The organism is Paenibacillus sp. 01T47 (assembly GCF_056398245.1).
Map to the genome: position 1 here is coordinate 1 of NZ_JBFTPA010000049.1, position 8,806 is coordinate 8,806.

Annotated in this window: 13 protein-coding genes; 8 read left to right on the forward strand and 5 right to left on the reverse strand. The window is 40.6% G+C overall.

Going from position 1 to position 8,806, the window contains the following annotated elements:
- A partial coding sequence (locus AC1DOV_RS34265; protein ID WP_477552120.1) for an IS110 family transposase occupies positions 1-268 on the reverse strand: 268 nt, incomplete at its 3' end.
- Between the two features lie 287 nt (positions 269-555).
- Between AC1DOV_RS34265 and AC1DOV_RS34270 the strand changes: the two genes are divergently transcribed.
- Positions 556-909, forward strand: coding sequence for an immunity protein TriTu family protein (locus tag AC1DOV_RS34270; RefSeq protein ID WP_441886605.1), 354 nt, complete (start codon positions 556-558; stop codon positions 907-909).
- A gap of 206 nt (positions 910-1,115) precedes the next feature.
- Here AC1DOV_RS34270 and AC1DOV_RS34275 read toward each other — a convergent pair whose 3' ends face one another.
- Complete coding sequence (locus tag AC1DOV_RS34275; protein ID WP_441886602.1) at positions 1,116-2,027, reverse strand: helix-turn-helix transcriptional regulator; 912 nt, start codon at positions 2,025-2,027, stop codon at positions 1,116-1,118.
- A gap of 99 nt (positions 2,028-2,126) precedes the next feature.
- Between AC1DOV_RS34275 and AC1DOV_RS34280 the strand changes: the two genes are divergently transcribed.
- The 3 genes from AC1DOV_RS34280 to AC1DOV_RS34290 all read left to right on the forward strand — a co-directional run bounded on the left by AC1DOV_RS34280 (position 2,127) and on the right by AC1DOV_RS34290 (position 4,048).
- Positions 2,127-3,068, forward strand: a complete 942-nt coding sequence (locus AC1DOV_RS34280; protein ID WP_477552121.1) for an alpha/beta fold hydrolase — start codon at positions 2,127-2,129, stop codon at positions 3,066-3,068.
- Positions 3,044-3,646 carry a YdeI/OmpD-associated family protein gene (locus AC1DOV_RS34285; protein WP_441886596.1) on the forward strand — a complete coding sequence of 201 codons (603 nt, stop codon included), beginning with the start codon at positions 3,044-3,046 and terminating at the stop codon, positions 3,644-3,646. The genes AC1DOV_RS34280 and AC1DOV_RS34285 overlap by 25 nt, the downstream gene beginning before the upstream one ends.
- 231 nt (positions 3,647-3,877) lie before the next feature.
- Positions 3,878-4,048: an alpha/beta fold hydrolase gene (locus AC1DOV_RS34290; protein ID WP_477552122.1), complete on the forward strand. Its 171-nt coding sequence runs from the start codon at positions 3,878-3,880 to the stop codon at positions 4,046-4,048.
- 483 nt (positions 4,049-4,531) lie between these two features.
- Here the strand turns inward: AC1DOV_RS34290 and AC1DOV_RS34295 are convergent, their stop codons facing one another.
- Both AC1DOV_RS34295 and AC1DOV_RS34300 read right to left on the reverse strand, forming a co-directional pair.
- Positions 4,532-4,735, reverse strand: coding sequence for a hypothetical protein (locus AC1DOV_RS34295; protein WP_441886590.1), 204 nt, complete (start codon positions 4,733-4,735; stop codon positions 4,532-4,534).
- A gap of 26 nt (positions 4,736-4,761) precedes the next feature.
- Positions 4,762-5,064 carry an IS110 family transposase gene (locus AC1DOV_RS34300; protein WP_441886587.1) on the reverse strand — a complete coding sequence of 101 codons (303 nt, stop codon included), beginning with the start codon at positions 5,062-5,064 and terminating at the stop codon, positions 4,762-4,764.
- A gap of 624 nt (positions 5,065-5,688) precedes the next feature.
- Here AC1DOV_RS34300 and AC1DOV_RS34305 point away from each other — a divergent pair.
- The 4 genes from AC1DOV_RS34305 (at position 5,689) to AC1DOV_RS34320 (ending at position 7,736) form a co-directional block, all read left to right on the forward strand.
- A complete protein-coding gene (locus AC1DOV_RS34305; RefSeq protein ID WP_477513003.1) occupies positions 5,689-6,240 on the forward strand; it encodes a hypothetical protein in 552 nt (183 codons plus the stop codon).
- 137 nt (positions 6,241-6,377) lie between these two features.
- Entirely contained in the window at positions 6,378-6,845 is a 468-nt protein-coding gene (locus tag AC1DOV_RS34310) for a hypothetical protein (protein ID WP_477552123.1), read from the forward strand.
- Positions 6,846-6,959: 114 nt separating this feature from the next.
- A complete protein-coding gene (locus AC1DOV_RS34315; protein WP_477552124.1) occupies positions 6,960-7,496 on the forward strand; it encodes a hypothetical protein in 537 nt (178 codons plus the stop codon).
- Positions 7,497-7,556: 60 nt separating this feature from the next.
- Complete coding sequence (locus AC1DOV_RS34320; RefSeq protein ID WP_477552125.1) at positions 7,557-7,736, forward strand: hypothetical protein; 180 nt, start codon at positions 7,557-7,559, stop codon at positions 7,734-7,736.
- A 246-nt stretch (positions 7,737-7,982) separates the two neighbouring features.
- Here AC1DOV_RS34320 and AC1DOV_RS34325 read toward each other — a convergent pair.
- A partial coding sequence (locus AC1DOV_RS34325) for an IS110 family RNA-guided transposase (RefSeq protein WP_477552126.1) occupies positions 7,983-8,806 on the reverse strand: 824 nt, incomplete at its 5' end.

An 8,806-nucleotide genomic window follows, 5' to 3' on the forward strand; every position in this document is an offset into this window, starting at 1 on the left:
GGTTAAGCCAGTAGTGTCCGGTTGGCTCCATCCCGACGATGGCTGCACTCAAACTATGGGTGGTTTGCAGCTTTTGAATCCATAGCAAAAGATGGTGAAACCCTTCCTCGTCATTAGAAAAGGATAGGTAGTCTCCGATGATGATGCCACGGAAATTTACAGCGCGCGCAACATGCATCTGCTGGGCGATGTCGATCCCGATAACTAAATGCTGAGCAGTAATTTTTTCAATGAGTTGATTTTGTCTTGCTTGTGATTTAAACTTCATAGTAGAGCGTCCTCCTGGATGATGGAATTTTTAGGGCTATGACCCGTTGCGTACTTCCATCGTACCGAGGCGCTCGTTTTTATGCAAAGCGGAAATTTAACGCTCTACAGGAATGATAACGGGTAACGATAACACCACGACATTCGGCAGCGGGCCACGCGATCGGCTGCCGTTGTTCATTGAAGTAACGGGCAGCAATGCCATGAAACAAAGTCATAATTTTAGACATCTGTATTACAATTGTTAGGTCGATTTGATATGCTTACTCCATTAGGGAGGGATCTGAAATGATTCGAGATAAATTTAAGCTTTGGGTAGAATCCAATAAGAGTGATCTAGCATATTTATCAATCTCTACAGAATATGTGAAGCATAAGAATCCTGAAAACAGTGTTCCTAACCCATCTACTGGCATAATTAACGAGTCTGAACGATGTTTGGGTCAAGTTACTGTTTGGGAATCTACACAGATGGAGTACGAGGTTGTTCACATTGAAACGGAAGAAATGATTTTATGGAGATATATTGAGAAGCTATCTGATGAACCCAATTTTGACGAAATACTGGCTGAGTACTTTCATGTCTTGCAAACAGGATTGAAGCCTGAAGCCAAAAATCATTCAGCTAACGGGACACGATAGTTGAATCACTGACAACCAGGCTGCCGATTACTTCGGTGGCCTTTTGTGCTTGTCATGAAAGCTTGGTCATAGCCTTTGAATCGGGTATAAAATGTTGACAATTATGCACCGCGGCGCATTTTTCGCCGATAGACCCGTTAAGCTGAACCTTACCATAAGTGACGGCGAAAAGTTGAGTTGAAGTTGAAGCTTTAATGCTAAATCTATCAGGAATAGTTCTCCATCATTTGATATAAATAATTTCGAAAGTCTTCAATATAGGTTTTGGGCTCTACAACTTTTAGATGAGTGCCGAAGCTTGCTAAAAGTTGAAATCCCATTCGATTTTGTGGGACATAAATGGTTGCTAATAAAAATCCAGAACTATGGTCTTCAATACTTCTTCGACCATACCTTTCGATGATTTGATCTTTTATGCTAGGCGATATCCATGCCTTAATCGTGACGAATTCAGGTAGATAATTTGCTTCGTGTATTTGCTCTGACCAATCGTCTCTAGGATGAAACGCGCGTTCATCCATAGTAATATGATCGATCCGAGATAACTTGAAAGTTCGATTTCCCTGTCGATGTAAACAGAATCCTTTCAAATACCAACTCGATTCGCTAAAATGCAGCTCATAGGGCTCGACCATTCTATTCGTTACAGCCCCGTCCTTATCTGTATAATCAAACGAAACCAGCCTCTTTTTTGAAATGGATTCTTGACATGTCTTTAAGGTTTCAAGAATCTCGGACCGACCTTCCCAATCATAAAACGACAGTTGAATGGAACGATTTAGAGACAATGGACTAACCATTGCCTCTATTTTTTTTATCGTTCTTTCAACTTCTTCAGTACGGAGGATTTGTTCCAATCCACCGAGCGCAGTTAATATATTCTGTAAATCGGAGCTGCTTAAAAGGCGTTTATCAACCTTGTATTCATCCATTATGCCGTAGCCCCCTTTGACCCCATTGACAGAGTAGATCGGGATGTTCGATAAGCTCAATGTTTCCATATCGCGAAGGATCGTTCTTTTGGAGACATTGAATAGTTGTGAGAATTCCGTTGTAGAAACAACCTCTTTTTTCAGCAATATCATGATAATCGAAATGAGTCTCTCCACTTTGTCCATAATTGCCCTCTTTTTTTACATGATTTCAGAATGGTGACACCTTAATGTCACCTTTTATCCATTATACTACAAGTATCACAAGAAGGAGGTTTTAATTCAATGTTTAATCCAACCGATTTTCCCAAGCCCACCCTTATTTCAGCCAACGGTGTGGAACTCGAAGTGTTTGAAGCAGGCCGAGAAAACGCAGGAAAACCTATTGTACTCTGCCACGGCTGGCCAGAGCATGCCTTTTCTTGGCGCCATCAGATGGACGCACTTGCCGTAGCGGGCTACCATGTCATCGTCCCCAACCAGCGAGGTTACGGCAACTCATCCCGTCCGACCGAAGTAACAGACTATGACATTGAACACTTGTCGGGTGATCTCATCGCGCTTCTCGATCACTATGGATACGAGGACGCTACCTTTGTCGGTCATGACTGGGGTGCATTCGTCGTTTGGGGACTGACCTTGTTGCATCCAAACCGCGTCAATAAAGTGATAAATCTGAGTTTGCCTTACCAAGAGCGCGGAGAAAAACCCTGGATCGAGTTCATGGAAGAAATACTTGGCGGCGATTTCTATTTCGTCCACTTCAATCGACAGCCAGGCGTCGCGGACGCCGTATTCGAAGACAATACATACAGGTTCCTTCGCAACCTGTACCGAAAGAACGAGCCTCTCAGAGCACCTGAGCCAGGTATGGCGTTGATCAATCTCGCCAGAGCAGAAACACCGCTCGGTGAGCCCGTATTGAGCGAAAGCGAGCTGGCCGTTTACGTCTCCGCTTTTGAAACATCAGGGTTCACGGGCAGCATAAATTGGTACAGGAACCTTGACCGCAACTGGCGCTTATTGGCGAAAGTGAACCCAATCATCCAGCAGCCGACCCTCATGATCTACGGCGACCGGGATGTGGTTGCGAAGTCTGAAAACCTGACAAAGTTCGTGCCCAATGTGGAAGTAGTCAATCTGGATTGCGGTCATTGGATCCAGGAAGAAAAGCCGCAAGAAACAAACCAAGCGATTTTAAAATGGCTGGAACAATGGGAGATGTAGTTTTTTTCAACAACCAAGAAGAGTTTAACGATTGGTTAGAAGAACATCATGCTGAAGCTAGTGAAATTTGGGTGGGCTATTTTGGGATAAGTACAGGGCGTGCAAGCCTTACTTGGTCTGCATCAGTAGATTCCGCTCTTTGTTTTGGGTGGATTGACGGTATACGAAAAACCATTGATAAACAAACCTATAAGATTCGCTTTACTCCGCGCAAAGTAAATAGTGTATGGAGTGCTGTGAACGTAAAGAAGGTAAAAGCACTAATACAGCTTGGAAAGATGAGACCAGAAGGAATGCACGTCTTTAACAACAGAACCGATGCACAAGGCTATTCCTCTGAACAAAGAAACGTGGATCTTGCCGAAGAATATGAAGAACAAATCAAGGCAAATCAAACAGCCTGGCTATTCTTCACTAATTTATCACCATCCTATAAAAGAGATTCTATCTGGTGGGTAATGAGCGCCAAGAAAGAAGAAACACGATTAAGAAGGCTTGGAATATTGATCGCTTCATCTGAAGAAGGGCTAAAATTTCAACATTGCAAAAAAAATTACAGAATAAGGAAACATAAATAACAAAAGAATCGTTAAAAAGATTTTTGGTACTTCATAAATTTGGGTCTATTGTTTCCCTGATCTTTAGGAGAGAGGAGTTATTGTATTTCTCAATCATTTAGGGTTTAATTCTCATTAAAAGTCAGAACGTTTTTAATGCGAGGCATAAATCAAATCGCTAAATGAAGAAGGGATGAAACAGCTCATCCAAAATCGCAACCCCCCTTCATTTTTATGGTACAGCCGACTCTCATGATCTATGGTGACCGGGATACGGTCCAGAAGTCTGAAAACCTGACAAAGTTCGTGCCTAATGCGGAAGTGGTCAATCTGGATTGCGGTCATTGGATCCAGCAAGAAACGCCGGAAGAAACAAACCAAGCGATTTTGAGATGGCTGGAAGAGCAGAATGATGCTGAATAGAGTCGCTTAGCAAGCAAAACTTAGAAAAACAATAAGGACACCCAAACTGGCAATGTCATTAAGTTAAGCTCAAAGGTAAGAACGGGAATAAAAATGGAATTCAAATCGGCATGGGAAAGCCCCGTGCCGTTTGTTTTTTACTTCACGCAAGTTATAGGCGTATAACTAACAAAGCAGAAATACTGCAATAATTGAACAGGTGGAGAGAAAAGCATCACTCTATGTCTGTTCCAATCCAGTAAGATGCCCTTGGTACTGAAGAATGAGGGTAATAAGGACTTTCAAATTGATTAAGTGGCTTGCATACATGGTTTGCTGAAATGGGTTTTGTTTTGCCGCAACTAGCAGCCGTTGCACTCGGTGGTTAATCCAGTCCTCTGAACGCCCCCGTTTTGAAGAAAGCAGTTCTTTCATCTTAGATTTGAGTGTGTTTTCATCCGTCTGTAATACTGAATATGAGGTTGGGAATTCACCTAAAAACTGTTATGAAATACCGGAATACATAGCTCTAAAGACACCTTTGTAAGCAGGGAAAACCTGATCTAAAACAGATTGGAATTGTAGTTTAGTCTGTACACACATCTTTGAAAGAGACTCATATTGTCTTGTAAGATAGCGCAGATTGAGAAGTTGCACACCTCTTTTCTTAAACGGTTCAAATTCTTCTTTGTAGTACAGCTCTCCCAATAGGTAAGCGTCAGCAGCATCCGTCTTTACTTACGAAGTTGAGACTTCGTAAGCCGATTTGAGATGAGCGGATTAATAACAATATAAATATAATGATGTTCCTCTAGGAACTGAACAACGGGACTTTGATAATGACCGGTTGCTTTTAGAATAAGCAAAGGACGTAGTTGAGATGCAAATTCAACTTCTGTTAAAACTTGAAGGAAGTTTGCTAAACCATCTCGAGTGTGCTCGAAGTGGAATATCCCTTGGAATGGCTTTCCGCGCTCTAGAAAGGCTTGTCCATGGATTTCTTCTTTAGAAATATCTAGACCAATAACTGGATTCATTTCATCTACCCTTGTAAGTGTAGATTCACCGGCATCCCCTAAGGTTGATCTTCTTGTCGCTCCATAGCATCGCTTGTTATACGGGATCTTACGTCCCAACTAGCCTCAATCATGGTCATGACAAGTAGGGGTGAACATTATAGCTCTCGGGATCAAGTCCCACGGGCAGGTACGTTCGACCAGGCTACTTTAATCCTCTATGCAAATGAAAAAAGGATAAACCAGAAAGAACTGGTTGATCTCATAATACGAACGGGCACCATTCCTATTATGATGAAGAAATAGTGGTTTTGAATGCTGTTGAAAGCGGCACGGTTGGCATCAGGTACGGTATGAAAGTATATCATTAAAAAGATACAGGTTCAGGACAGGACTCTCCACTCCTATCCAAATCCTATAGTGCTCATCATGAGTACGGACCACCCTTCGGGGTGGTTTTTTTTTGTTTATAAGGTGACCTATCTGACAATGGCTGCGGTATAAGGATCTATCTAGTTGAACCATAATATGAACGGGCAGGATAGTTAAAGAGCTGTCGAGAATATTGTAATTAGAAATTGTTCAATAATTGTATAGAAAGAAGACAGTGATAAGCGTTACTCTCCAAAAAAAAGAGGTGGAAACATGGCAATCCAGGATTCCGTTGAAAGTTATATTGAAATAAAAACACAAGAAGAGATGGATTGTTTTTTTGATTCTGTCAATGGATTTCATGATGGTTTAATTAAGGAATTCCACTTAATAAATGACGCTTACATTGATAAACATTTATCAATGGTTTGCGGCTTTAAGTACAATATGAGAATCCTTATTCAACGTCAATGGGAAAAACCATCCGCTGTCGAACTCCTTCTAGGTGATGTTGTCGAAATGAACTTACCTAAATTGAATTACGAAATATATAATTCTTTTGGTACAATTCATATTTCTAAAGCCAATGAAACTCCTGAAATAACGATAAATCTCGATGGCAATGTATTTGTCTGTCGTAAAATGTTATATCGCGAAGTCTCCGAATGGATGGGAAGAGAAAGTCGATTTGGTGATGAAATTATAGTGAACAATTCTTTCCCAGTAGAGAAATTAGAGGATGGTTGGGTACTATGTTCAAACTGTTTTGAAGCGTGGCAACCGATTAATAGGAAAGTGTTAAAATGTCCGAAGTGTTTTTTTTGATGCAGAATTACAAACAACAGGCAGTCGGCGTTCGGCGGCTTGTTGAGCTAACAGGCAGTTTAACGCAGCATGCGACTTCAGAGTTATACTTATTATCGAGCACTAATAAATGTTCTAGGACGATGAGGGTGTGAAAAATGACTAGTGAAATTGTAGTTTGTAATGACATTGGTCCTTATTTAGAAGCATTGACTCGTGGTAATGAATATGAAGTGATAGCTGAGGATGAAGAAAAAGAACAGTTTAAAATAAAAGGTGACAACAACCGATCCAGGTGGTTTAAGAAGTATTATTTCGTAAGTTCTGGAATTAGTGTACCCGTTATAGTTAGTTGGAAATTTGACGATTCAGTTGAGGATTCAAGTGCGAATTCATTAGAACACATCGAGATCTCTATTTTATTTAATGATGGTCAGACGAGATGGTGTTCAATCTGTACGAAATCGGGGCTAATGGATTATTTAGAGCGAAATATGGATGGTAATGTATATTTAATTGAGAATCAAATAATTGTGAGGAGTTTTTCATATGAATCAGTCAATGATGCATTAAACGACTTAGACCAGCATAATCAATTGATAATTTCGACCAAATCATTGAACTAACGGTGAACGATAGTTGAACAATCAAGGAGCAATTTGCTGCAGCTGCTGCTCCATTAGTTTAATTACTTACAGGTAAAATGAGGGTTGGGATTTCAAAATGAAAGGATAAACAAAATGAAAGTTTGGAGATTACTTTATAGTTCAAATGCCACAATATTAATGGTTAAAAATGATCAACTGCGAATTATTAATTTTGAAGGGAAAATAGATGATTTTATTCCTATTGAAATGAAAGTGGTAAAGAAAGGTAAAAACAATGATTTTTATGGATTTTTGTCTGAGATACCTATTATTTCTTTGGAAACAAAGGAGTTTCTTTCTCCATTCATTCAAAAGAGTGTGCAATTTCTTGATTTCAAATTGAAACAAGACATATGTGGTTTAAACGTGACTAATGTGATCGATTGTATCGATTATGATAAGTCTATAATTGAAGATGGTTCAATTATAAAAATTGAATTCGATAAAAGTAAATTGGAGGGTCAATATATTTTTAAAATCCCTCAACATAAAATGATAGCTGTATATATCACTGACGCTTTAAAAGATATTATTGAAAAATCACCTTTTAAGGGCTACGAATTCGTTGAAGTATGGGATTCAATGAACATGGGTGATGAAGAGAGAGTAAGAAAATTGAGATATGAGTAGGAAATTCAGAGAATAGAAAACATCGTAGGAAAGACTTATACTTGGTCGGAAGCCTATGAATTGGTTGAACAAGGTAAATCAGTTATTAGTAGCAAGTGGAAAATACAGAAAAATAAAAACGGTGTTATTGTTCTAGGAGATTTAATAGATACTCATAAATATCAGTGGATGCAACCGATGTTCTGGCCTCCAATTCTCTTTGACGTAACCTGGTATGAAACGGAAAAATCAGATATATAATCGGAGCTTATAGTGACGAGGCTGTCGTCTTAGAGCGGCGACCTCGTTAAGCTATCGGGAAACGATAGTTCAATACTGACAGGGCTGCCGCATGGCAGTCTTTTGTTCAACTATTCTAGCTAATAGTTTGTCAATATTTAAAACTTAATGGATAAAGCCTATGATGTTATACTGAAAAAAGAGCATGCCAAATAACCATCCATAGGTGGATGGAGAAGCTTTCCTAAGCAGGATAGTGTTTCCTGCTTAGGTCAGACGAAATGCTTCTTTATGGGTGAGAATAGCGAAAATCCAGTGAATGAGCTTATTTACACAGGCAATAACAGCCACTTTAAACGGCTTGCCCTCGGCACGCTTTTTATCGTAAAAGGCTCGGAGTTTTTGGTTGCGTGAGCTGCGCAGGCCGCATCGTACGGCTAGATATAAGGTTGTTCGAAGTCTTCTGGAACCGCGTTTGGTAATCCTATTTCGGGTTGCTGTAAACTTGCCGGAAGAGAAGACGCTAGGGTCGACACCGGCAAATGCAACGAGCTTCTTTGCATGATCAAATCGATCGATCTCTCCGACTTCTGCTAGTATTGTTGCAGCAATTCTGGTGCCAATGCCGGGTATCGATTGGATCAACTCATACTCATGTAATTCTGCAGCCAGAGCATCTATGGACTGGTTGAGGTTTACTAGGTGCTCTTGGTACTGTAGAAGCAGATTAATGAGCAGTTCCAGCGAGATGAGATGGCTTGAAAAAGCAGTTTCCTTGAAAGGGTTTCGCTCCGCGGCAGCTGTTAGTTTCAGCGCGCGATCAAGCGCCCATGCGGAATTCGACCGTCTAGTAAGAGACTGAATCGTCGCTGTTATGTCATTCAGAGACTTAGTCAGCACCGCGGAAGAGGTAGGGTGAAGAGCCAGAAAACGAAGGGATACCTTCGAGTACAGGTCACCAAACACGCCACGGTATTCCGGAAAGACTTGATCAAGGACAGCCTGAAACTGCAGCTTCGCTTGCACATACATATCGGTTAGAGAATCATGCTGCCTTGTCAGATAGCGTAGATTCATCATAAATTGTCCTC

Excerpts from the sequence above, each read along its gene's own strand:
- AC1DOV_RS34270 (WP_441886605.1), top strand. The coding sequence starts at position 556 with ATGATTCGAGATAAATTTAAGCTTTGGGTAGAATCCAATAAGAGTGAT.
- AC1DOV_RS34275 (WP_441886602.1), bottom strand. The coding sequence starts at position 2,027 with ATGGACAAAGTGGAGAGACTCATTTCGATTATCATGATATTGCTGAAA.
- AC1DOV_RS34280 (WP_477552121.1), top strand. The coding sequence starts at position 2,127 with ATGTTTAATCCAACCGATTTTCCCAAGCCCACCCTTATTTCAGCCAAC.
- AC1DOV_RS34285 (WP_441886596.1), top strand. The coding sequence starts at position 3,044 with ATGGCTGGAACAATGGGAGATGTAGTTTTTTTCAACAACCAAGAAGAG.
- AC1DOV_RS34290 (WP_477552122.1), top strand. The coding sequence starts at position 3,878 with ATGATCTATGGTGACCGGGATACGGTCCAGAAGTCTGAAAACCTGACA.
- AC1DOV_RS34300 (WP_441886587.1), bottom strand. The coding sequence starts at position 5,064 with ATGAATCCAGTTATTGGTCTAGATATTTCTAAAGAAGAAATCCATGGA.
- AC1DOV_RS34305 (WP_477513003.1), top strand. The coding sequence starts at position 5,689 with ATGGCAATCCAGGATTCCGTTGAAAGTTATATTGAAATAAAAACACAA.
- AC1DOV_RS34310 (WP_477552123.1), top strand. The coding sequence starts at position 6,378 with ATGACTAGTGAAATTGTAGTTTGTAATGACATTGGTCCTTATTTAGAA.
- AC1DOV_RS34315 (WP_477552124.1), top strand. The coding sequence starts at position 6,960 with ATGAAAGTTTGGAGATTACTTTATAGTTCAAATGCCACAATATTAATG.